18 protein-coding genes are annotated in these 23,679 nt (G+C 41.2%); 9 read left to right on the top strand and 9 right to left on the bottom strand.

What is annotated here, in order from left to right; all coding sequences use genetic code 11:
- The first annotated feature begins 112 nt into the window (after positions 1-112).
- The gene (locus QYC40_RS06080) at positions 113-3,445 is read left to right on the top strand and encodes a toll/interleukin-1 receptor domain-containing protein (protein ID WP_301992994.1); all 3,333 of its coding nucleotides are present in this window, start codon (positions 113-115) and stop codon (positions 3,443-3,445) included.
- A 5-nt stretch (positions 3,446-3,450) separates the two neighbouring features.
- A complete protein-coding gene (locus QYC40_RS06075) occupies positions 3,451-5,127 on the top strand; it encodes an NAD-binding protein (protein ID WP_301992993.1) in 1,677 nt (558 codons plus the stop codon).
- A 41-nt stretch (positions 5,128-5,168) separates the two neighbouring features.
- Here the strand turns inward: QYC40_RS06075 and QYC40_RS06070 are convergent, their stop codons facing one another.
- Positions 5,169-5,672, bottom strand: a complete 504-nt coding sequence (locus QYC40_RS06070; RefSeq protein WP_301992992.1) for an HAD domain-containing protein — start codon at positions 5,670-5,672, stop codon at positions 5,169-5,171.
- A gap of 519 nt (positions 5,673-6,191) precedes the next feature.
- Between QYC40_RS06070 and thiD the strand changes: the two genes are divergently transcribed.
- From thiD to QYC40_RS06055, 3 genes are all read left to right on the top strand, one after another.
- Positions 6,192-7,007, top strand: coding sequence for a bifunctional hydroxymethylpyrimidine kinase/phosphomethylpyrimidine kinase (gene thiD / locus QYC40_RS06065; RefSeq protein WP_301992991.1), 816 nt, complete (start codon positions 6,192-6,194; stop codon positions 7,005-7,007).
- Positions 7,008-7,231: 224 nt separating this feature from the next.
- A complete protein-coding gene (locus QYC40_RS06060) occupies positions 7,232-7,645 on the top strand; it encodes a CBS domain-containing protein (protein ID WP_301992990.1) in 414 nt (137 codons plus the stop codon).
- A 138-nt stretch (positions 7,646-7,783) separates the two neighbouring features.
- Positions 7,784-8,248 (top strand): copper resistance protein NlpE, encoded by a 465-nt coding sequence (locus QYC40_RS06055; protein ID WP_301992989.1) that lies wholly within the window; start codon positions 7,784-7,786, stop codon positions 8,246-8,248.
- Between the two features lie 23 nt (positions 8,249-8,271).
- On the opposite strand, the gene QYC40_RS06050 is transcribed toward QYC40_RS06055, so the two are convergent.
- Complete coding sequence (locus QYC40_RS06050) at positions 8,272-9,303, bottom strand: quinone-dependent dihydroorotate dehydrogenase (RefSeq protein ID WP_301992987.1); 1,032 nt, start codon at positions 9,301-9,303, stop codon at positions 8,272-8,274.
- A 50-nt stretch (positions 9,304-9,353) separates the two neighbouring features.
- Between QYC40_RS06050 and QYC40_RS06045 the strand changes: the two genes are divergently transcribed.
- Complete coding sequence (locus QYC40_RS06045; protein ID WP_301992986.1) at positions 9,354-11,264, top strand: ABC-F family ATP-binding cassette domain-containing protein; 1,911 nt, start codon at positions 9,354-9,356, stop codon at positions 11,262-11,264.
- A gap of 1,019 nt (positions 11,265-12,283) precedes the next feature.
- The gene (locus QYC40_RS06040; RefSeq protein WP_301992985.1) at positions 12,284-12,868 is read left to right on the top strand and encodes a DUF4126 domain-containing protein; all 585 of its coding nucleotides are present in this window, start codon (positions 12,284-12,286) and stop codon (positions 12,866-12,868) included.
- A 133-nt stretch (positions 12,869-13,001) separates the two neighbouring features.
- Here QYC40_RS06040 and QYC40_RS06035 read toward each other — a convergent pair whose 3' ends face one another.
- The 4 genes from QYC40_RS06035 to QYC40_RS06020 form a co-directional block, all read right to left on the bottom strand.
- Complete coding sequence (locus QYC40_RS06035) at positions 13,002-13,973, bottom strand: 1-acyl-sn-glycerol-3-phosphate acyltransferase (protein WP_301992984.1); 972 nt, start codon at positions 13,971-13,973, stop codon at positions 13,002-13,004.
- 70 nt (positions 13,974-14,043) lie between these two features.
- Positions 14,044-15,828, bottom strand: coding sequence for an ABC transporter ATP-binding protein (locus QYC40_RS06030; RefSeq protein ID WP_301992983.1), 1,785 nt, complete (start codon positions 15,826-15,828; stop codon positions 14,044-14,046).
- Positions 15,829-15,895: 67 nt separating this feature from the next.
- Complete coding sequence (locus tag QYC40_RS06025) at positions 15,896-16,852, bottom strand: polysaccharide deacetylase family protein (RefSeq protein WP_301992981.1); 957 nt, start codon at positions 16,850-16,852, stop codon at positions 15,896-15,898.
- Positions 16,853-16,966: 114 nt separating this feature from the next.
- On the bottom strand, positions 16,967-17,485 hold the full coding sequence (locus QYC40_RS06020; RefSeq protein WP_301992980.1) for a hypothetical protein: 519 nt from the start codon (positions 17,483-17,485) through the stop codon (positions 16,967-16,969).
- A 260-nt stretch (positions 17,486-17,745) separates the two neighbouring features.
- Between QYC40_RS06020 and ychF the strand changes: the two genes are divergently transcribed.
- Both ychF and QYC40_RS06010 read left to right on the top strand, forming a co-directional pair.
- The gene (ychF, locus tag QYC40_RS06015; protein WP_149526187.1) at positions 17,746-18,846 is read left to right on the top strand and encodes a redox-regulated ATPase YchF; all 1,101 of its coding nucleotides are present in this window, start codon (positions 17,746-17,748) and stop codon (positions 18,844-18,846) included.
- A gap of 275 nt (positions 18,847-19,121) precedes the next feature.
- A complete protein-coding gene (locus QYC40_RS06010) occupies positions 19,122-19,589 on the top strand; it encodes a universal stress protein (protein ID WP_301992977.1) in 468 nt (155 codons plus the stop codon).
- On the opposite strand, the gene QYC40_RS06005 is transcribed toward QYC40_RS06010, so the two are convergent.
- From QYC40_RS06005 to guaA, 3 genes are read right to left on the bottom strand one after another with little or no spacing between them, the layout of a single operon-like run.
- Entirely contained in the window at positions 19,586-20,761 is a 1,176-nt protein-coding gene (locus QYC40_RS06005; RefSeq protein WP_301992976.1) for an RsmB/NOP family class I SAM-dependent RNA methyltransferase, read from the bottom strand. The two genes, QYC40_RS06010 and QYC40_RS06005, sit on opposite strands and share 4 nt — an antisense overlap.
- A 7-nt stretch (positions 20,762-20,768) precedes the next feature.
- Positions 20,769-22,055 (bottom strand): ABC transporter substrate-binding protein, encoded by a 1,287-nt coding sequence (locus tag QYC40_RS06000; protein ID WP_301992975.1) that lies wholly within the window; start codon positions 22,053-22,055, stop codon positions 20,769-20,771.
- Positions 22,012-23,562: a glutamine-hydrolyzing GMP synthase gene (gene guaA, locus QYC40_RS05995; protein WP_301992974.1), complete on the bottom strand. Its 1,551-nt coding sequence runs from the start codon at positions 23,560-23,562 to the stop codon at positions 22,012-22,014. Before guaA ends, QYC40_RS06000 begins: the two co-directional genes overlap by 44 nt.
- Positions 23,563-23,679 lie beyond the last annotated feature (117 nt).

The raw sequence follows: 23,679 nt of genomic DNA, 5'->3' as shown, positions 1-23,679 counted from the left end.
TATTGTTCTCACCTATTTTGTGATAAAAAAAATACAGTAAAGAAAAAAGGTTTGGTTTTTGTACTGCATGTTATCGAAAAGAGACCGTCAATCAACTACTAGATAACCTATTATGGAACAAGGAGGGAAAGATGCGCCAAAACGATATAAAGCGTTCATCAGCTATAGTCATGGAAATAACCAAGGAGAAGGGAGAAAATGGGCAGATTGGTTACACCATGCTTTGGAGACTTACGAAATCCCCGACGACCTTATCGGGAAGAAGAATGCACAGGGACAAGAAATCCCGAGGCAAATCTACCCTGTCTTTCAAGATGAAAAAGAACTATCTGCAAGCTCAAACCTCAACAGCTCCTTAACCGAAGCGCTCGATCGCTCGGAATTCCTAATTTACTTAAGTTCTCCACGCTCTGCAAAGTCAAGCTATGTGCGGGACGAAATTCGCTATTTTAAAAAGACTGGAAAGTCCAAGCAGATTATTGCATTAATACTTTCCGGAGAACCAGAATATAGCGGCAAGGAAACAGATAATCAATGTTTCCCAGACGAACTACGCTATAATGTGGATGCGGATGGCAATATTCAAAAGGATCAGCCGGAAGAAGTACTCGCTGCAGATGTCCGGATACCTCATACGGATAAAGAAGGCTATACCTCCGCTGAAGCCTACCGACATCAGCTGCAGCAAGAAGGGAAATCTACGCATGAAATTAAGGTTGCGGTAGACGAATATAAGAAGCGCCTAGACCTCGCCCTCCTGAAAATTATCGCAGGCATCCTAGGTGTTCCGCTCGGCGAGCTGACCAAACGCGACCAAGCCTATCAACTGGAGAAGATCAAAAAGAAGAATAAAAATATACAGCGAATTGCAATCGCTATATCGGCTTTAGGCATTCTGGCTATAATCGCCGGTATAGTTGCGTGGAATCAGAAGAATGCAGCACTTCGAAATCTTGCTCGTTCGCTCTATGCGTCCGGCATCAACAAACTGACGGAAAGCGAATATGGAGACGGCGCTGCATACATCACGGAAGCAACACGCCGCGGCGACGAGAGTGCTAAGCTATTTGCGCACTCCATGCTTGCCATACAAGATGATCTCACTGTCATGCAAAACAGTATGTCTTCAAATGCCAGCTATTCACCAGACGGCCAATGGATAGCGACGTTCGCCAATGTAGGCGCGAATAATAGCGTGCTCCAGGTGTGGAATGCGATAGACAGAAAGATGGTAAAACAGCGGGCGGATATTAGCACACGCCAAGCTTCCAGACCACATTTCGACAATAAAAACCGAGTCTATACCGCTTTCGACGAGTATAAAATTATCAGATATAATATCGCAGACGACAAAGTCGAAGTTATCAGAGAGAATCCGGATAGTGTTTTCCTGATTATTCGTGCCGTTGCGCCCTCCGGGAAGTATCTCGTCTTTCAGCAATCGAATCAACTGGTCTTATTTGATGTAGCTAAGAAGGAGGAAAAAGCTTTAATGTCTATACCCACCGTTAATCCCAATGACGCCTATTTTGATCAGTCCGACCAAACATTAGTCGTTACGATGCTAAAAGATGATATGACCGAGCTACGTGTATTCGACCTTCATCGCGCTGAGCCTAAGCCTGTGTTTACAAAAATATTGGAATCCAGTATCAAGCGACCCATGTTCAGTGAGTCGGGCAAGCAGATTGCATTTGCAAACCAGCAAGGACTTCACTATGTCGATTACGAACAAAAGAAGCAATTTGAAATAAAACCTCCCGGACTTCCTTATTCTTTCGTAGGCATTAATAAGAACGGGACAATTAGTGCTGGAAACGACGATATTTTGGATCTGTTTAATGAAAATGGAGAAAGGATTAAATATACCAAGCTTTCCAAAAACTTGTTCTTCAGCACTAATTTAACCAAGATATTGGCGCAAGATCCAAATGATATGGATTACCATTCGCCGGATTGGACACAGGAAATTGTAAATGCTAATCCGCTGAGTTTCATTAAGAATATAAGGAACACCCCATTAAAACTAGCTCAATATTATGCAGACGATATTTTCCTAGCGGGAATTCCAGGTAAAAATGAAAACGATCTATATGTTTTGAATAGAAACAGTAACAGCATCGACTTATTAAATACGCAGACCGGCGAAACGAAAAAAGGATATTTCTCTATCAAGGATCAAATTAACTTCATCCATTTTCTTCCTGTCTCCAATATCTTTATCGCTAAGGATAAAAACGGGTTGACACATGCCTTTGATGCCAATACAGGAAAAGAAATTGGCAAAGCCTTTAATAGTCAGGTTAAAACCTATGTTTTCAATGCGGAACAAACGCAAGTGTTAGCCAGAACCGGAAATAACGGTTTCGGCATTTGGGATCTGCGAACAGGAAAACAACTCATCAGCTATGAAACGAAAGGTCCCCTTGGCGGATTCACCGCAAGTCCCGACCTGAAAACAATCTTAGCAGTAGATAAGAACTCCTGGAAGATTATCGATGTGAAGACGAAGAAAGTCCTTAAAGAAGAGAAAGGTACTTTGAATAGTGGCACCTTCAATAAGCAAGGTACAGCACTTGTCGTTGTGCGAAACGATGGGAAAGCGAGCGTCTTGAATACCAAGGATTATAAGACGATGTTCGAGATCCCGACCATCGAGTTTCCTTTCTTGGTCTTCAACAACAAAGGCAATGTAGTCGCTGTTTCGGAGGATGCCAACCATATGCGTCTGTGGAGTCTGGACACTAAAAAGTCCTTCGGGCAAAATATCATTATCAGCAAGTACTCCAAGTTCTTTCAATTCTCGGAGGATGATTCTAAGATCTTTGTACAGGACGATGCCGAGGGCTTTGGTTATGTAGCGAAGCTTGTGGATGCATCAAATGGCAATGTATTGACCATGCCTTTCATCAACAAGAAATTTGATTACATCCATATCCTTCCAGGCGAGAAAAAGATACTTACGGTCGAAGGCCTGATGGAAGGCAAAGCAATAAGCATATGGGAGATCCCGGGAAATGTGGAGACTTCCAAAGATCAGCTTGCTGAGGATTTAGAGAAGTTCTATGGAAAGAAATACGACGAAGAAACGGGCGCTATATTAGCATTTAATGATAACAAAAAGACATACAACACCTGGTATTTTCAGGACCCAGACGTCAGAACCCTTTCACCAAACTCGAAAGAAGGAATCGTTGAAATCATCAAGAAGCATTATCCGATAAAAACTGATGCTGACCTGCAGTTCCTTGCTGTTAATTATGCACAGCATCCCCTATCGCGAGCCATCCTCGCAGACTATTTCGGCGCGAAACCTGAGACCAAATACATCGGGCAACGAATGTATGAACTGACCACGATTCAGCTCCCAAAGATTAGGAACGAGAATTTGAAAAAAGAGGTACAACAGATACTGCAGACGGCAGCACAGAAACTTAAACAATAACACGCATGAAGCTCAACAGAAGGCAAAAAGGAATATTTGGAATCATATTTATCGTAGCATTGATCATACTCTCCTGGATAGGGCTCTCCAAGCTCTACCCTGAAAGCAATACCTTCCGATATCTCCCCGATCGAATCTACCGAATTATCAAGATCGTATTCGGAAGCGATCCTTCTGCAACTTCATTGGAAGAAGCAAACACTCCTTGGGAATTGATAGTCGCAAAAATATTCACCATCTTCATCCTCCTATTTGGTGCTTTTAAGATTATACAAAAGATTTTTAGCGAGCAATACACGCTCCTGATGGCTTCTTTCAAACAAAACCACCTCATTAGCATCGGTATCTCAAAAAAGGGGCGTCAGCTACTCCAAAGTCTTAAAGAGGATAAAAATCAGCAAGGAATTGCAATAGAGAAGGAAACGGAACATGCCAATATTTCTGCTGTAAAAAAACAGGGCCATAAAGTCATCATCGGTAATGCGGAGGACGAAAACACTCTATTGGAAGCCGGTATCAAACGGGCTTCAGACCTTGTCGTATTTTTAGATAATGAACAAACGGTTATTGAAATTGTAGAATCGGTGCAGCAAATCTACAAGAAATGCAATAGCGATAATGCCCTCCGCTGTTATGTGCACTTAAAAAATCCCCGACTAATCGACTTAGTGAAAAACGCAGATCTACAATTCGCGAATAACAGTGTAGACCTGCATTTCTTTAACATCCATAAGATGGTCGCTCGGCAGTTCTTTACGAAGCTTGTCCAAGATTTGGAAGCCGCAGACTCTAAAGATCTGGAGAAAATCGTTTTCATTGGTTTTGGAGATTTTGCGAAAGCTATACTGTTGCAGGCGCTTCGGATTATGCATCTACACCCGAATAAGGAACCGATCATCGCCATATATACGGAAGCTGCCAACAGAGCACAGACCCAGTTTCAGGAAAGATATCCCATGGCCCATAAAATTGGAAAAATTAGCTTCCATGAGTTCGAAGGATCTTTCACAGCTATTCTAGATGAACAAAACTTAGTGGAATTAAATAAGCGCGCAATCGTGATCAATGCTTTCGATCATGATGAAATAAACTTAAATAACGCGTTAGAACTGCTACAAAAAAGCAGGCAATCTGACTTTGCTATTTATACGCTCAACGCTGAAGGCAGAGGATTAAGAGCATTGATGGAAGGCAGCAACGAGAACCAGAGGATTCACTTCTTTGGTGGCATCGAGGAAAGCTGTAGCATAGAGTTTATCACCGGTGAGAAACAAGACAAAATAGCGCAGGCAATACACGACGACTATCAGAAACTTACCTCCGGTGAAGCGTCGGAGAGCAGTCGATACACCTCCGATTGGCATACGCTTTCTGAGGATGCAAAAGATGCAAATAGAACACAGGCCGACCATATACCCTTTAAACTTTTGCTAACGGGAAAACCCTTGAATGCTACGAATCCTAAGGACTTGCAATTTACGCCTGAACAAGTCGAATACCTTGCTATTATTGAGCATAAACGCTGGATGGCGCACCGTTATCTTCACGGATGGGATTTCGGGACAACTAGAAATGATGACCTTAAACTGCATCCTTCCTTAGTACCCTGGGAGCAGATATCCGAAGCAGAGAAACAAAAAGATAGGGATACTATATTGAGAATTCATAAACTGATCATTTAAGAAGTTATATTAAATACAATGGAGGAGAAAAAAAGAGTTCCCTACAATCTTCTTTTCACTTTTCTATTCAGAACAGCATTTAGAGTGGATTGGTCGGTTAAGCCAACATAAGGATTGGTTAAAACTAATCTTTCCTTAAGTTTTTTTGGCAAATCATTTAGAGATTTATCATCATCAATAATAATCACATCTTGTTCCGAAACTTTGTTTGCCGTTATCCATTCGAAAATCTCAGTCCTTCTGCTTATTCGATCATGTAAATCAACGGCATCTTGCACCTTTGCTTGACGTCTCGAGAAATCTAGGATACTTAAAAACCTGAAATTTAAGCCACGTCGAACGAATATCTTTCTCCATTCTGCAACACTATACTTAAATCGATGGGAACTAGAAAGTACGATTTGATCTTTTGTAAAATAGATTGTCGACTGAAGAATTTGCACTGCAACGGCGTTGAACTTATAAAAACCGTCGGTATCAAGTTCAATGGGTCTCTGCGGATTTGCATGAACCATTACTCCGTCAATGTCTAGCAAAACAATCATAATGCATTTCGTCTATAACTTTCAAGCCAAGTTCCATCTGTAATAAATAACCTGTTATATGAATAGCTATCCCAATCATCATCATAGTCTATTTTCAACGCACTAAATGATAATGGAATATCACTATCTGAACAGGTCCATGCGGTGACTCCGAATTCTACGCCTGCTAAAAGGTACGCAATATAACGGTGATTACCATCTACCAGCAAACAGTTCTTTGCGCTAACTTTAATATCCCCAAAATAGTATCCAGCGAGGCAGCGATAATATATTCTTCTTACTATGGCAAAACAAAGACATTTATGAGCTGTCTTGAATGCAAAAGAATGGTTATTCATAAAATTACTAAAATACTCGCGACTTAGTTCCAATTTACTCCTATTATCAGGATAGAAAGATAGGCTATCCGAAGTCTAATACATCACTTATTGCATGAACAAGCTATTAACAATTTGTAAAGACCGAAGTATTATCGTCATATTCTCCAACATCCCTATCTTTGTGAATACGCAATAAGAAATGATAGACAAAGGAAATCACGATACCGTAAAAACAGTTCTAAGCATAGCCGGATTTGATAGTATCGGTGGGGCTGGCTTACAGGCCGACAGCAAGACAATCTCGGCGCTAGGCTGCTATGCGATGAATGTAATTACAGCCTTGCCTATACAGAACACGTTAGGCGTTCGCTCCGTCTATCCTATTCCTGATCAAGCAGTGGAAGACCAGCTGAACTGTATTTTCGACGACATCTATCCCGATAGCGTCAAAATCGGAATGCTGCCAAATCCGAAACAGGTCGAAATTGTCGCTCGCGTCTTAGAAGATTATAATGGAAACATTGTTATTGATCCAGTCATGGTTTCTACCTCCGGGCATAGTCTCGTCGATCAGGAAACCATAACGCTGTCTACCGAACTTCTCTATCCGATGGCTACCCTCTTCACGCCTAACCTTGATGAAGCAAGTATGTTGATCGGATGCAAAGTGTCCAATGTCGAGGAAATGAACCAGGCTATCGATAAGCTTATCAATATGGGGATGCCGGCCGTGCTACTTAAGGGCGGACATTTGGATAGCGAAAAACTAAGCAGCGTATTAAAGATAAGAGGGAAAAAGCCCGAAATATTTGAGTCCGAAAGGATCACTAGCAAAAATACGCGCGGAACAGGATGTACCCTATCCTCGGCTATCGCATCTTACCTCGCACTAGGCGACCCCTTGCCTATTGCCTGCAAGAAAGCGTTGGACTATGTACATCAAAGCATATTAGCGGCAAAAGGCATTTCCCTGGGCAAAGGAAACGGCCCGCTTAATCATTTTTTTACGAGATGACGCAGCAAGGCACAAATAGATCGTTGTTACGCAATAAGCAGGGCTATCTGATTTGAGGAAGGTTATTGGGATTCGATAAAGGCAAGCTACTAAGGTAAGAAATAGTTTATTAAAATCACAAGACTACAATCATTTTAAAATGTAATGAAGGTCGTGGTATTTCATGCATATTCATTAGATATTTGACTATTCGCTAATGCAGCGATAGACAAATAAAAAAGTTTATGAAACAGAGAGTTCCAGTATCGCAAATCATGAGTAAAGAGTTGATTACTCTAACACAAAAAGACAGCCTTTACGACGCTGAAAATCTATTCAAAAAACATAATATTCGTCACTTACCAGTAGTAGAAAACAAGAAATTAGTAGGCGTAGTTAGTTACTCCGACTTGTTAAAGATAAGCTACGTGGATGTTACTGAAGAAGACGATATCGAATCCGTAGTATACGATACGTATACCGTTACGCAACTTATGGCGAAAACGCCCGTAAGCATATTGCCGAGCAGCACGGTTAAAGAAGCTGCAGAAATACTATCCAAGCATTCCTTTCATTCAATTCCAGTCGTTGAAAACGAAGAACTAGTAGGTATAGTCACGACAACTGACCTACTCAACTATTTCATCGACCAATACTAAAGTTCTTCATTATCTTTTTGTAAGCCTACTTTTCCAGCAAGTAGGCTTACTTTTTTACGCCTTTCGATTAACTAAATAAATAATATATTTCCATTGGTCTGGTTTTTGGTTAACTTTAATCAACAAAATCGTTAAGATATGAAGAAATTATTATCACTATCCTTATGTATTGGCGCACTAAGCTTCGCTGCATGTGAATCGAATGCAAATAAGCAAGGTGCCGGAGCCGATACGACTGCAATGTCAGAAAACACAAGTACTGAAACCGTAGATAATGCGCATAATTCACAAAACTCCGTCGATTGGGCCGGTACATATAAAGGCGTCATCCCTTGTGCCGACTGTCCAGGAATCGAAACAACAGTTGTGTTGAATAATGACTTAACGTTTAAATACACTGGCCTCTATCAAGAAAGCAACACGAAGATTGAAGACGCTGGTAAATTCATGTGGCATGATAACGGCAGTGTGGTACATTTGATGGGCAAGGAAGTCAACATGAAACTGAAAGTTGGAGAGAATCAGCTTTTCTCTTTAGATCAGGATGGAAAGCCAATTGACGGCCCGTTAAAAGACCATTATATCTTGAAAAAAGAGCTTTAATCAGCATAAAAAAAGGGGAAATTTTATTTCCCCTTTAATATTCCTTTACAAATCTCAGCAACTAGCCCCGGACCTTCATAGATAAAGCCCGTATATATTTGAATTAAGCTAGCACCTGCATTCAATTTTTCTATAGCATCTGCTGCCGAATGAATCCCTCCGACCCCTATAATCGGGAATGCTTTATTTGATTTATCCGACAAATACTTGATGACTTCTGTAGAGCGTTTTGTCAAGGGTTTCCCGGATACCCCTCCCGCTTCTTTCACCAAGTTAGGATCACTATGTAGTCCTTCACGAGAAATCGTCGTATTTGTAGCGATTACTCCCGCGATCTTCGTGTCCTGAACAATCTCAACAATATCACCTAATTGCGAATCTGTCAAGTCTGGAGCAATCTTTAATAAGATCGGTTTAGGACTCGCTTTCGTATGATTTAACTCCTGAAGCGTATTTAAAATTTTCTTCAACGGCTCTTTCTCCTGTAAATCGCGTAAGCCCGGCGTATTTGGCGAACTTACATTCACCACAAAATAATCAACATAATCAAACAAGGAATTGAAGCAATAGATATAATCATTCACGGCCTCCTCATTCGGCGTTACTTTATTCTTACCGATGTTTCCTCCAATGATTACTCCGTTTTTCTCCTTGAGGTGCTTTAAACGTCCTGCCGCCACATCGGCGCCTTGATTGTTAAAGCCCATACGGTTGATCAACGCCTCATCATTCAGTAAGCGAAACATCCGCGGCTTATCATTTCCAGGTTGCGGTTTCGGCGTTACGGTTCCAATTTCAATAAATCCAAACCCCAGCTTTGACATCTGCTCAATATAATCCGCATTCTTGTCAAATCCCGCTGCCAATCCCACCGGATTCTTGAACGTTAAACCAAAAACTGTCGTTTGTAATCTCGGGTCTTCAACCGTATATAACGATTTTAAAAGCGCGTCAGATCCCCAGATTTTAGTGAAAAATTTCAGTCCTGAAGTCACGTTATGGTGTGCTTGCTCAGGGTTCATCTGAAAAAATAGTGGTTTAACTAATTTGTACATACCGCAAAGGTAGCCAAAGAAGCAGAAATAATCATTACTTTTGCGTCGAAATGATATCAATAAATAATTTAACTTTTGAAATTGGCGCTCGCGCATTGTACGATGAGGCGAACTGGCATATCAAGCCGGGAGATAAGGTCGGATTGATCGGTGCAAACGGTACAGGAAAATCCACTTTGCTAAAAATCATCGTGGGAGAATATAGCCCTACAGGCGGCAGCATTTCGATGGCAAAGGACCTGAAGATTGGCTATTTAAATCAGGACCTCCTATCCTACCACTCGGATAAAAGCATCCTGCACGTGGCTATGGAGGCTTTCGAACGCCAAAACCAATTGCATAGTGAAATCGAAGTTCTACTTAAGAAATTAGAGACCGACTACTCCGACGAGATCCTAAATAAACTAAGCGATAAGCAGATGGAATTTGAAGCCCTTGACGGCTACAGCATCGAATTCCGTGCACATGAAATCCTAGCCGGTCTAGGTTTTTCTGAAGAAGAACAACAGCGCCCACTAGCGACATTCTCCGGAGGATGGCGTATGCGTGTGATGCTGGCGCGAATCTTATTGCAAACACCAGATATCCTCTTGCTCGATGAGCCTACCAACCACTTAGACTTACCCTCTATCAAATGGTTGGAAAACTATCTGCAGGCCTTCGAAGGTGCTATAGTCATTGTATCGCACGACCGTTATTTCCTCGATAGAATCATCAATAAAACGGTTGAATCTCGTAAAGGAAAGCTAACATTATATGCTGGAAATTACTCCTTCTATTTAGAAGAGAAGTCCCTACGTGAGGAAATACAGGGTAATCAATTCAAGAACCAACAAGCGAAGATTAAGCAGGAAGAAAAGCTAATAGAACGCTTCCGTGCGAAAGCCAGTAAGGCCAAGATGGTGCAATCAAGAATCAAAGCCTTAGACCGTATGGAAAAGGTTGATGATATCGATGATGATAACCCGGAAGTAAACTTCAGCTTTAAGTTTTCTAAACCTTCGGGCCGTCATGTCGTTACGATCGAACAGATCTCGAAATCGTATCCTAATCTTCAGATTTTAGAAAAGACAGACGGATTGATCGAGAAGGGTGATAAAATAGCTTTAATCGGAGCAAACGGTAAAGGTAAATCGACCTTATTGCGTATTGTCGCTGATGCCGACAATGAGTATACCGGTACGAGCACAAAAGGTCATAATGTTTCGCAAACATTCTTCGCGCAGCACCAACTGGAGGCCTTACACCTCGAAAATTCTATACTGCAGGAACTCGTTGCCTTCGCCCCTAAACATACGGAAACAGAGCTTCGCTCTATTCTTGGATGCTTCCTTTTTACGGGCGACGATGTATTTAAGAAAATCAAGGTATTATCCGGGGGCGAGAAGTCCAGAGTAGCATTAGCAAAAGCATTGACAGCAGATGCTAACTTCCTTGTACTCGATGAGCCTACCAACCACTTGGATATGGCATCGGTAAATATCCTGATCCAAGCTTTACAGCAATACGAGGGAACATTTATCGTCGTATCTCACGACCGTTATTTCCTGGATAATGTCGCCAACAAGATTTGGTATATCGAAGACAAAAAAATCAAAGAATATCCAGGCACCTATCAGGAGTATGAGATATGGAATGCTAAACGCGTCGTAAAACCAGAAGAGAAACAACCTAAAAAGGTCAAAGAAGAGCCTAAAAAGGTAAAACCGGTACTTACCGACGATCTGCAGAAAACCTTGCAAAAGAAAAACAAAGAGCTTGCAGCTTTGGAACAAAAGATTGCCGACCAGGAAATTGCTGTCAAAAATCTGGAAGCCGAACTCGCTAAAGAAGAAATCTATTCTGACGCAGTCAAACTACAGGAAACAACCAGAAACTACAACTCCGAAAAAGCAAGATACGACCAATTCCAAAACGATTGGGAAAAACTAGCCGAAGAGATAATGGAATTGGAAGGGTAAAATTAGATATTAGAAGTTAGATGTCAGATGTTAGATGTAAGATATTAGACTTTTGATTTAAGAGCCTGCAGCAATGCAGGCTTTTTTTGTGCCTGAAGAAATATTTAGTAAGGAAGGTTTGTGTGAAGCGTTGGTTTAGAAAGGGTGTCTTGAACCAAGAAAGGAAGGATGTAAGGATTGGCAGGATCGGGTCTAATGTCTCAAATCTACTGTCTAACATCTAATCTGAAAGGAAGGGTGTAAGGATTGGCAGGATCGGGTTCTAATGTCTCAAATCTACTGTCTAACATCTAATCTGAAAGGAAGGATGTAAGGATTTGCAGGATCTTGCGAGCTGATTAACGGAAGAGCATCTAGACCACAACCAGTCATTAAGTAATCACAGGCTATTAAGAACCCTATCATACCCCTTTCCAGGCGGCTATGATAGGCTTATAGATTGGGTTTGATTTGGATTTGAATGGGGTTAGTATGGGGTTTATATTGGGTTTGTATCGCGTTTGAAAGGGCTTTGAGTGGATGAAGGTTTGTTGAATTGTCGTTGTAACCTTGTAAAATTTGTCTTGAACCAGGAAAGAAAGGATTTAAGGATTGACAGGATCGGGTCTAATGTCTTAAATCTGCTGTCTAACATCTAATCTGAAAGGAAGGATTTAAGGATTGACAGGATCGGGTCTAATGTCTCAAATCTGCTGTCTAACATCTAATCTGAAAGGAAGGATGTAAGGATTGACAGGATCGGATCTAATGTCTCAAATCTGCTGTCTAGCATCTAATCTGAAAGGAAGGATGTAAGAATTGACAGGATCGGGTCTAATGTCTAAAATCTACTGGCTAACATCTAATCTGAAAGGAAGATTTAAGGATTGACAGGATCTGACGCCATAGGTCTTAATACTAACTACTAAATACTAACTACTATTATCTGTTGGACTTATTTTTGCTGTAGAAATATTAGACGTTCCTTTTTTGCGAAATAGAAATGTCTAAAATCTTATGTCTATTATCTAAAATCTAACATGGAATATTTGCTCTCCTTATTTGTTGGCGTTGGCCTAGCGGCTGCAACGGGATTTCGTGTTTTTCTCCCAATTTTCTTTTTGAGCTTAGGAACCTATATGGGATGGATTCCGGCGAATGATAGCTTCGCATGGATTGGAACCTTGCCCGCGGTAATTGGTGCCGGGACAGCGACTTTGATAGAAATTCTTGCTTATTATATTCCTTTTGTCGACAATCTTCTGGATACCATATCGGTACCTCTGGCAACCGTTGCGGGTTCGATATTGTTTGCTTCGCAATTTACGGAGGTAAACGACTGGACGCAATGGTCTTTAGCATTAATTGCTGGCGGTGGAACAGCGGCAACAATCAGCTCCGCCTTGGCAGGAACCCGAGCTGCGTCCAGCGGAACGACCGGAGGGATAGGAAACCCTGTAATATCAACTGTGGAAACTGTCGGATCGACGATAATGAGTATTCTGGCAGTCTTTCTACCGATTCTAGCGATTATTCTCGTTGTCGTATTTTTCTATTTAATTATCAAATACGGAAAGAAACTTTGGAGCAAAGTAAAAGGGAATGTTTCAAGAAATAGTATTTAGTAGTTAGTACTTAGTAGTTAGACCTATGACGTCAGATCCTGTATATCCTCGCATCCTTCCTTTCTTGGTTCAAAACAAAAAACTGCATTTCTGCAGTTCTAATGTCGAACATCTTATATCTAACGTCTAATCTCTAATTAAGCCTATTCACCTTAAAACTTTCCTTCTCTCCATTAATCTTAACCGGTTGATATTGTACCCAGCAGTAGGAAAGGAAGGGCATCAACACAAAAAACAGCAGACCCGTCCAAAAGCCGATGATATTTCCGATAATTAGGCTTAAGAGGAACACTAAGATTGGATAGCCGAAGAGCAGCACGCCGAACATCAAGGAGTCGTAGAAAATAGTTCCGGATGTTTTCTTTTCAATCTGTTGCTTGACCAATTTATATAACCAGTTATGCGTATAGTATCCGGCCTTTGCCGGAAACTTCATCCATTCTTTCGACTTCAGGTAATCGATGCTCGGTTCTACAGGACCTGATGGCATAGAACTTTCCATCTCCTCGCGCATGAGCTGCAGAATACGTGTGGTATCTACCTCTCCATCGTTGATGTAGTCGGTACTGTCGATAGGTCTCATCGCTTCCAAGGATACAGACTTGGGAATATAATCAAAAGAGCTATAACCAACGACAAAAGGTTGGATCTGAACAGGGATATCCATGCTTATCGCACGCTTGATCAGTGAGGTAAAACCAGTAGGCATAAAGGGGCGCAACAAATGCGAGTTGCGAGAAACACCTTCGGGAAAGATGACGATATTCTCGGCAGATTTTAACCATTTAGCACATTCATCATAGGTAAAAGCATTCATCACCTCAAAATCAGGATCGTCCGATTTCTTGTAGATGGGAATCATAAATAATGTTCGCAAGGTCCAGTTTGCCCACTCCTTCTTAAAGATATCTCCACGCACCAAAAAACGCGTTTCCTTAGGGCTGTTTACTGCTAAGACTAACGCGTCGAAAAAGGAATTTGGATGATTGGAAACAACGATTGTTGGATGTTGAAGGCTAGCAATTGCCATATTCTTCAGCTGCCAATCTGTTACATACCAATTTAATCCGAATTTCACAAAGGATCTAAGAAGCGGGTAAAACATATATTCTTTCTTGTGCTAAATTTCTTAATCGGTAAATTTAACACAAAAAACTTGCCTGAAATTGGTTTTATCAATCTTCTTTCAATGATTCTGTTATTTTGTGGATGTTCAAGCTATTCGCCATAGCGCTGAAAATCTTGTGGTAGGTACCGTGTTTGTCGAAGAGCTCCTCATGTGTTCCATCTTCCACGACCCTGCCTTTCTCCATCACGATGATATGTTCCGAGTCGATAATCTGTGAAATACTATGGGATACGATGATGACCGTGCGGCCCACTTTTATGGCGTCTAAGCTGTTTTTAATCTGTTCGGTAGCAATGGCATCCAAATTAGCAGTTGGCTCGTCTAAGAAGATAATTGGCGGATTCTTCAAAAACATACGGGCAATAGCAATACGTTGTTGCTGACCACCGGACAACAGATGCGCTTCCGATTCATATCCATTCGCGAGCTCCATAATTTGCTCATGTATATAAGCTTTCTTCGCCGCTTCGATCACATCTTCCAAGCTTGCCTCAGTCTTTCCGTAACGGATATTATCGGCGATGCTACCTTTAAAAATGTGGTTCCGCTGCAATACCAATCCTACATTCTCGCGGAGAAAGTCAGTATCATATTCTCTTAAGTCTACGCCATCCAATAAGATTTGCCCGCTATCCGGTTCGTAAAACTTATCCAACAAGTTGATGATCGTACTTTTACCTGCACCGGATAATCCGACTAAGGCGGTATTTTGATTTGGGCAGATGGTCATACTTACATCCGTAATCGCCTGATGACCGTTAGGATAAGTGAAATTGATGTTCTTAATTTCAATCAAGCCCTTGATAGCGTTTGGTTTGTAGTTTCCGCTTGGCTCCTTCTGCCCTTCGTCTTCTAGGATCTCAAAGAAGCTCTCGGAATAGATCAACGCATCATTGACCTCATCGTAAATGCGGTGTAATTGGCGTATGGGTGCCGAAACATTGTTGAACAACATGATATGGAACATAATCGCCCCAATCGACATTTGCTCGTTCAATACGAAATAGGCCGTCAGGATAATCACGATTACAACGCCGATCTGTTCTATGAAACTTTTGATGCTGTCAAAGATGAAGCTGGTCTTGCGCGTCGCCATCTGATTCTCCGTCATCTCATATTGAATATCTTTATGTCGAGCGGCCTCCAGGTCCTCCCGAACGAATGACTTGATGACGGTTATGGAATCGATTAAATTGATAATCTGGTTATTCTTGTTTTCTCTATACTTACGCATGTTCCTACGAAATCCCGATAGTCTTTGAGCCTGCATTTGCGATACGTAGAAATAAATCGGGATGATGATCAACCCAACCAAACCAACATAGAAATTGGCAATAAACATACAGACCAAAGCGATAATAGCATTGGCAAATAGCGGGAGGATATCGATAAAGAAGTTCTGCACTAAACGCGTCAGGGAGCTGATACCGGCGTCGATACGAGTCTGCAGCTTTCCGGACTCATTGATGCTCGAGGTGTAGAACGCCATCTTATAGGTCAGTATCTTATCGACAATTGCCTGCGAGAAATCGCGTGCGATCATGATCCGTAGTTTTTCTCCGTAGAATTTCTGACCGAACTGAACGATGGAGTAGATAATTTCTTTACCTAATAATACTGCCGAGATAATGCCGAGCAAATGTAATCCCATCCGCAACGGTGTTTTATTTACGAGCAGTTCAGATATGGAGTCAACGGTGTACTTTAGTATGAACGCATTTACCTGTGCGGCAAATGATCCGATAACCGTTAAAACCAGCGTATAAAAAATTAGATTTTTATAGGGTTTGGTAAAAGGTGTAATTTTCTTAAATAACTGAGATATGGTCATATGGACTAAACTTCTTTTTCATTGAAAAGTTTAGTCAAGTTACCAATATTCTCAAGAAATTTGAAGTTTAGTACTTATGCGGGTAAGTGGAAATAAATTCGAAATGATAGTCTTTATGTTTTTTCAAACTGTCTATCAGACCACTGAGCAAAGCTTGTCCCTTTTTGTTCTGAAACATATCATCGTGCATCAACAAGACAATATTATTCGGTTTTAAAGTCGACTTATTGCCCAACATTGTTCGGATACGTGTGTAGATCTCATTTACCGATTGCACAGGGTTTCCTGACAATCCATGTATTTTCCATTCTACGTCCCAGCCATAAATGCGGTAGCCGTTTGCTCCGAGCAAATCAGCAGTTTGGCTGCCACTCGTTAGGTCTACACGACGAACATCGTCGAATAACCAGATATTACGGCCTGGCATACGAACAATCTTATGTGTCAATCCTAATGCTTCCTCACAACGCTCGAAATCGGCAACTGCGAGTTCAGGATTGCTATAGAAGGCATGGAATCTATTATTAGCATGGGTATAACTGTGGTTATAGCATTCAACCAAAGGGTTTTTTGAATAGCGCTCGAAGTCATTTTTCAAACGTTTGCTCATATTCGCATGCTTTGCCACCAAGAAAGCGCTTAGCTTGGTATGTTTGGCTGTCGCGATTGAATCAATCGCTCGAGAGCCGATCAACGGGCCGTCGTCAAACGTAAGATAAATATGCTTATCCTTCTTGTTAAGTTCGCGATAAATAGAATCACGAAGATTACGCTTTGCCTGCTTGGGATCTATCTTATTTAAAGAATCCACCGGCGGGAACAAGATTAAATTGCGGTTCAATGAATCCAGTTTATCCATTAAGTATAGCGTGTCCTGCTGACCAGCTTCCTCCATTTCTGTTTTTTGGTCAGGATGTTCCCCGGCGTTCGCCGTTGTAGTCGATCCTACAATTTGATTACATGAGTAAAGAGCTCCAAGAAATAGGGAGATGGAAAAGGTAATGAGCAATTTCTTTTTCAACATGGCTTCGCGATGCGCAATTAAAATTTTTACAAAAGTAACGAATAATTAACTATTTATAAAGGGTTACAAAAAAGGGAGCTTTCTGTTAAGCTCCCTTTTTTCTTTATATTTTTTCTACCACATACCTCTTACGTTTCTATAATCTCTATCTCTTCTAGACTCTCTTTGTTTGTGGTATTTTGCATGTCTTTTTTCTGCCTTACGGTATTCTTTGTGCGCTTTCTTGTAGCTCTTGCCGTGGTGCTTATGTCCTCTACCGTAGTCGCGGATCGACACTTGACTATAGTTTCTTGAATAGCCATGGTAATTGCTGCGATGGCGACGGTGATTTCTCCACGGGTTAGAATCGTTTAAGACTACTTTATAGGTTCTATGCAAGTCATAACGTCCATAACGACTTGGTAAACTGCGATGCGATACCCAGCGTCCGCCATCATAGTAAGTGTAATGGCGGCTGGAAACATTATAATAAACGTCCATTTCCGGCATGTAATAATACCTTGCGTAATCATATCCTCCCGGACCCCAAAGAGGTTGAGAACCAATATTAATACTAACATTTACTTGAGCGTTAGCTGGCTTTGCGAAAGCAAAAGCACTTAGAAAGACAACAACGTAGAATAACTTTTTCATATTAACCTCCTTATTTAGGGTTCGTTTTTTAATGTAATTTTGCTGGTATGACATCAAAACCATGCCGAAAGATTAATTGAAAAATGTTAAAATTTGTAAATATCAAGCTACTCTATTCATTTTAAGTAATTTAAAGTTCATATTAAAGTCACGCTAATTTAAAATTACGAGCATTTTGAGCAGATCTAATTTATCCTGAACGATACTCCCGAATATGCTCTCCTTTTATTATCTTTGCGTGAATTTTTAAGAAAATCAATATGGCATTACAATGTGGTATCGTTGGCCTTCCGAACGTAGGCAAATCAACCCTTTTTAACTGTTTATCGAATGCAAAGGCGCAGGCAGCAAACTTTCCTTTCTGTACTATCGAGCCTAACGTAGGTGTAATCACTGTTCCAGACGAACGTTTGAATAAATTAGCTGAGTTAGTAAATCCACAACGTATCGTTCCAAATAACATAGAAATCGTAGATATTGCCGGTCTTGTCAAAGGCGCATCGAAAGGTGAAGGCTTGGGTAACCAATTCCTTGGTAATATTCGTACAACGAATGCGATTATCCACGTACTAAGATGTTTTGATGATGGCAATGTCGTACACGTCGATGGCTCTGTTGACCCTATTCGCGACAAAGAAATTATTGATACTGAGCTTCAATTGAAGGACTTGGATACCGTTGTAAAACGTATTCAAAAGGTAGAGAAGATGGCGAAGACCGGCGGTGACAAAGACGCTAAGAAAACCTTCGAAATTCTTTCTGTTGTAAAAGAGCATTTGGAAGCTGGTAAATCGGCAAGAACAGCGCCTATTTCAGAAGAAGATGCTGAATTCATAGCCGACCTTACCTTGTTAACTGTAAAACCTGTTCTTTATGTATGTAACGTAGATGAAGCTTCAGTAAACACCGGTAATGCATATGTTGAGCGTGTAAAAGAAGCAGTTAAGGATGAGAATGCTGAGGTATTAGTCATCTCCGCGCAAATTGAATCCGAGATTGCACAACTCGAGGATTACGAAGAACGCAAGATGTTTCTAGACGATCTAGGTTTAGAAGAGTCTGGTGTAAACAAATTAATTCGTGCGGCATACTCACTTCTGGATCTTGCTACTTATTTTACGGCAGGAGTACAAGAAGTTCGCGCTTGGACAATTGAGAAAGGCTATACGGCACCACAAGCAGCAGGTGTCATCCATACAGACTTCGAAAAAGGATTTATCCGTGCCGAAGTTATCAAATACGAAGACTTTATTAAATACGGTTCAGAAGCGGCGGTGAAGGAAGCTGGAAAGCTTTCTGTCGAAGGAAAAACATATATCGTTGAAGACGGTGATATTATGCACTTCCGTTTTAATGTATAAGAAATACGAATCAAGGGAAAGGGGGTAATTTACCCCCTTTTTTATTTCCTTAGCCTTTCCTACTCCAAAGGTTCAGCGTGTAATTACGCCACTGGCTATTCCCGACTTAACATTTTTTGTCCAAGTTGAACCATGAAACCTTGTTTAAAAGAACATAGCGTAAAGGTTTGTGTTCTAACTTATTGTTAAAAAACAGACTTCCTCAGAAAAAATGACTAAAACTATTTATAGCCTACAAGGTTTTTAATATATTAGGTATACAAACACTTAAGATTATGAGCGCAACAAAATTTAACAGAATATTATTAGCAGTTGATGAGAGCCCCTGTTCGGAGCGCGCCGTCAATTATGCAAAAGGAATAGTAGCCGACCTAAAACCATCATTGGCTTTAGTAACGGTAGTCCCTCCTACATCCCCAACAAGTTATGGCGTTGATCCTTTATTAGGTCAGCAACCGATCATTGTTCCGGAGGTATCTGAAATTCAGCAGCAATCTGCACAAAACTTTCTAGACAGCCTGGCAACAGAATTCACTGCTGCATCGGAAACTTTTACATTTAATCGTATCGGAGATGTTCGTGACGAAGTTTTACAAGTAGCTAAGGAATGGACCGCAGATTTAATTATCGTCGGTACAAATGGACGGACTGGCTTCGATCATTTTCTATCCGGATCGGTATCAGAAGCAATTATCCGCAAAGCAACTTGTCCGGTATTAGTGATTCCTTTGAATTGCGATTAAGGTTTAATGAACTTAGCCGTAAACATGGAATCGGCCTTACGATCATATCCTAATATGGACGTCATGCTTTCCAGTTTAAGGTTAAGTTCATTTTCTATATAAGAAACGACCTCCTCATTCTCCTCTTTATACACCGAACAGGTGATATAAATCAAGCTCTTTCCCGACTTTAAATATGGCACAGCATGCTTCACAATGCGTTTCTGCAAGTTTGCAAACTTTTCGAGCTCTTCCATACAGAATTTTGAAAGCATTTCCGGTGTTCTACCCCAGGTACCTGAACCCGAACAAGGCGCATCAATAATAAGCCCGTCGAATCGCTCATTGGCCATGATATGATCGACCGGATTATATAAGTCTAATATCTTTTTGCGATAAGGCTTCTTAATTCCGGCGATATCGAATCGTTCATCTAGGTTTCTGAGAATACTCGAGCGAACATCCGAAACCAGAAGGTTGATATGTGGAAACTTATCCAACAATAACAAGGATTTACCGCCGGAGGCCGCACATGCGTCCCACCAGGTTTCATTGGCTTTAGTTTGAATGGCATTCAAGCTCTGTTGCGATGAATAATCCTGCACCTCAAATAAACCTTGTATTTTCTTGAGCGCTTGCAAATTAATACCGTTGCTCAAAGCCAGAGTCTGCGGACCAGCCTCAACAAAAGCGATTCCTTGTTGCTCCAGCTCCAGTTTTACAGTAGCTTCGCTGCCACGCTTCAGGCGGATGAAAAGATCAGGTTGCACAAAGTGAGAACTGATAAACTCTTCTTTAACGATGCCGGGAGATAAATGATCTGCTAATGGAAATACTTTGTCTAAGAAGTCGCCATACAGCGACTTAATAAAGTCAATCTTATCCCCTAGATTAGTAAAGTTTTTATTGATCCACTCAGGTTTAAATTCATGTACTACAGCACTTTCGCCTTCACAAAGGAACTCAGCTACAGCTAAGCGTTCCGTTAAAGCTAGCTCTTCAAAAGCGCGTCCCAAACGGAATACATTATAACAGTATCTGGAGTTCATCCTTCTATCGGATGAACCCATCTGCTTATTATTTTTATAAAACTGTGTTAAATATCGTGAGAAAGGTTCTTGGAAATGATACCCATCTAATGTGCGTTCGAAATTACGAACTTGTTGATGAACTCTTTTACTATTGTATTCCAAGATCTATTTATTGGAAAGAACCGTTACGGTATGTCTTTAGCTGCACGCCTTCATTTACATAACCCCATTGCGGATTATATTTAAATTTATAGTTGCTAAAAATACCGTTAAATCCTTCGTTTTGTAATTTATCTGCATAATCAGCACCATACTTGTTCAACAAGCTGGTGAAGTATTTTCCAGCGTCGTAACCCTTATAGGCAAAGTCTGAAGGATCTACTTTAAACTGGTTTTTGTAATTACGTTGGAAGTTTTGAACTTCCGAGCTCCACACTTTTAAGTGACTTTCGCCCGTAATCGTTGGATCCATTCTGTAAAAATTAGAATAAGGTCCGAAGTCGAAGCGATCCCAAAGTGGGTGTCCGAACAACTTAATCGAAAACCCTTCTCTTACTTTCGCGTCTAAGCCAGATAGCAAAGAACGTAATTGATTCTTCTCGGTTGTTCCTGTAATTACAAAAGCAGTCTCCAAATCAGGCATTGCAGCCGTCAGTTGAGATACCGTTGTCACATGCTTCACTACGATGGCAGGATTCACCTTCTTCATTTCCTCGTCGATTCCAGCGATAAACTGTCTATGGTCATTATCGCGCGCGTCAAATACCAACACGACATCACCAGTGCTATACCTCGATGCAACCTCATTGGCAACCGCACGCATATGAATACGTATTGGAGGCGTTATGGAAACAAGATTCGATTGATTGAATTCCGTAGGCATTGCTGCAGCTAAGGGGTTTACCTGTAGCACTTTCTTATTGGTATGGCTCTTTCCGAATGAGCGTATCTCCTTCGGGTATACCGGCCCCACGATAAGCATCGCGTCCTGAACATCTTTAGAAGCCGCTAGCGAAACATTACGCATCTCGCTATCCTGCGTATCCATCACCTTCAACGCATAGTCACCGCTTTTCTTTGCAGCCTCATTCATCCCCAACTGAAATCCTTGATAGAAGTCCAACGCTAAAGCCGAGCGTTTTACGTCTTCTTCACTCATCGAATTGACCGCGACGCGATCCAGTTGGAAAGGCAACAATAAAGCTATGCTATTGCTAGATTTAGCAGCCTTCTTTTCTTCGGCAGTTTTCGTCTCTTCTTTCTTTTCTTCTTTTCCCTTCTCGCTGCCAACTGCACCCCCATAAACATCCGGTGAGCGAAGCACACCGACTTTTGGGGTACAAGAACTCACGGACAGCACTATCCCTAGTGCTGCCGCGAATGCTGTATTTCTTAAAATGTTTTGTTTTAGTTTATTCCCACTCAATGGTTGCTGGTGGTTTTGAACTGATATCATACACGACTCTATTGATTCCTTTAACATGATTAATAATTTCGTTTGAAATTTTCGCAAGTAGATCATAAGGTAAGTGAATCCAATCTGCCGTCATCCCGTCTAAGGAACCTACCGCACGTAGAGCAACCACGTGTTCATAAGTACGCTCATCACCCATTACACCGACCGATTGTACAGGCAAGAAAATCGTTCCTGCTTGCCAAACCTTATCATACCATCCGGACTCTTTCAAGTTACGGACGTATATGTCATCTGCTTCTTGCAAAATCCGTACCTTTTCTTCCGTGATATCCCCTAAAATACGAATTGCTAAGCCAGGGCCCGGGAATGGATGTCTACCCAAGATAGCAGGATCTACATCTAAAGTCTTCCCTACGCGGCGTACTTCGTCTTTAAATAAAGTCTTAAGCGGCTCTATCACTTTGAGTTTCATGTAATCAGGTAAACCTCCGACATTATGGTGAGATTTAATGGTAGCCGAAGGACCCTTTACCGAAATCGATTCAATAATATCTGGATAAATAGTTCCTTGTCCTAACCATTTCGCTTCTACACCTGCAGGAAGTTCGCTTTGTATTTGCTTTGATGCTTCATCGAATACATCGATGAAAGAAGCACCAATGATCTTTCTTTTTTGTTCAGGTTCTGAAACACCGGCTAAACGCGAGTAGAATAAATCTTTCGCATTTACACCTTTAATATTCAAACCCATATGCTTGTAAGACTCCAATACCTGCTCGTATTCATCCTTACGCAATAAGCCGTGGTCTACGAAGAAACAGTGAAGTCTATCGCCGATCGCATGGTGCAATAATACAGCAGCAACCGTTGAGTCAACACCGCCTGACAATGCCATGATCACATGATCATCGGCTAACTGCTCTTTCAACTCGGCAACTGTCGTATCCACGAAAGCATCAGGAGTCCAATCTTGTTGGCAACCACAGATATCGATAACAAAGTTTTTTAATAAAACCTGGCCATCAGTACTGTGAGTCACCTCTGGGTGGAATTGAATACCGTATGTTCTTGTTCCTTCTACTTGGTAGGCAGCAACGCGAACTTTGTCGGTACTAGAGATAATCTTGAAGTTTGCAGGCACTTCTTTGATCGTATCACCGTGCGACATCCATACTTGAGACTGCACAGGGATACCTTTTAATAATTCATTCTCATGATCTACAAACTGCAAGTTCGCACGGCCATACTCACGGATAGTCGATGGCAATACTTCGCCGCCTGACTTTTGCGCGATATATTGCGCCCCATAACATACTCCTAAAAGTGGGAATTTGTCTTGGATAGCCTTGAAATCAATTTGAGGAGCTTCCTCTTGACGTACCGAATATGGACTACCAGAGAAGATCACACCCTTTACTGAGTCATCAAAAGCAGGTAGATTGTTGTATGGATGGATTTCACAATAAACATTTAGTTCCCTTACGCGACGCGCGATTAGCTGGGTATATTGCGATCCAAAATCGAGAATGATTATTTTTTCTGACATGCCGCAAAGTTACAATTTCAATATTGATTTTACAGGAGGAAATTTAACAATTTCATCATAATCAGATAAAACAGAATAACAGCTAACTGATACATTCAAGTAGCTAATAAACACGCA

Source organism: Sphingobacterium sp. BN32 (assembly GCF_030503615.1).
Lineage (GTDB): Bacteria > Bacteroidota > Bacteroidia > Sphingobacteriales > Sphingobacteriaceae > Sphingobacterium.
The sequence above is the reverse complement of the archived record's forward strand: the minus strand, read 5'-3'. Positions and strand labels throughout refer to the sequence as shown.

Bases quoted from the DNA above. Each gene is read 5' to 3' on its own strand.
- QYC40_RS06080 (WP_301992994.1), top strand. From the start codon at position 113: ATGGAACAAGGAGGGAAAGATGCGCCAAAACGATATAAAGCGTTCATC.
- QYC40_RS06075 (WP_301992993.1), top strand. From the start codon at position 3,451: ATGAAGCTCAACAGAAGGCAAAAAGGAATATTTGGAATCATATTTATC.
- QYC40_RS06070 (WP_301992992.1), bottom strand. From the start codon at position 5,672: ATGATTGTTTTGCTAGACATTGACGGAGTAATGGTTCATGCAAATCCG.
- thiD (WP_301992991.1), top strand. From the start codon at position 6,192: ATGATAGACAAAGGAAATCACGATACCGTAAAAACAGTTCTAAGCATA.
- QYC40_RS06060 (WP_301992990.1), top strand. From the start codon at position 7,232: ATGAAACAGAGAGTTCCAGTATCGCAAATCATGAGTAAAGAGTTGATT.
- QYC40_RS06055 (WP_301992989.1), top strand. From the start codon at position 7,784: ATGAAGAAATTATTATCACTATCCTTATGTATTGGCGCACTAAGCTTC.
- QYC40_RS06050 (WP_301992987.1), bottom strand. From the start codon at position 9,303: ATGTACAAATTAGTTAAACCACTATTTTTTCAGATGAACCCTGAGCAA.
- QYC40_RS06045 (WP_301992986.1), top strand. From the start codon at position 9,354: ATGATATCAATAAATAATTTAACTTTTGAAATTGGCGCTCGCGCATTG.
- QYC40_RS06040 (WP_301992985.1), top strand. From the start codon at position 12,284: ATGGAATATTTGCTCTCCTTATTTGTTGGCGTTGGCCTAGCGGCTGCA.
- QYC40_RS06035 (WP_301992984.1), bottom strand. From the start codon at position 13,973: ATGTTTTACCCGCTTCTTAGATCCTTTGTGAAATTCGGATTAAATTGG.
- QYC40_RS06030 (WP_301992983.1), bottom strand. From the start codon at position 15,828: ATGACCATATCTCAGTTATTTAAGAAAATTACACCTTTTACCAAACCC.
- QYC40_RS06025 (WP_301992981.1), bottom strand. From the start codon at position 16,852: ATGTTGAAAAAGAAATTGCTCATTACCTTTTCCATCTCCCTATTTCTT.
- QYC40_RS06020 (WP_301992980.1), bottom strand. From the start codon at position 17,485: ATGAAAAAGTTATTCTACGTTGTTGTCTTTCTAAGTGCTTTTGCTTTC.
- ychF (WP_149526187.1), top strand. From the start codon at position 17,746: ATGGCATTACAATGTGGTATCGTTGGCCTTCCGAACGTAGGCAAATCA.
- QYC40_RS06010 (WP_301992977.1), top strand. From the start codon at position 19,122: ATGAGCGCAACAAAATTTAACAGAATATTATTAGCAGTTGATGAGAGC.
- QYC40_RS06000 (WP_301992975.1), bottom strand. From the start codon at position 22,055: ATGATATCAGTTCAAAACCACCAGCAACCATTGAGTGGGAATAAACTA.
- guaA (WP_301992974.1), bottom strand. From the start codon at position 23,562: ATGTCAGAAAAAATAATCATTCTCGATTTTGGATCGCAATATACCCAG.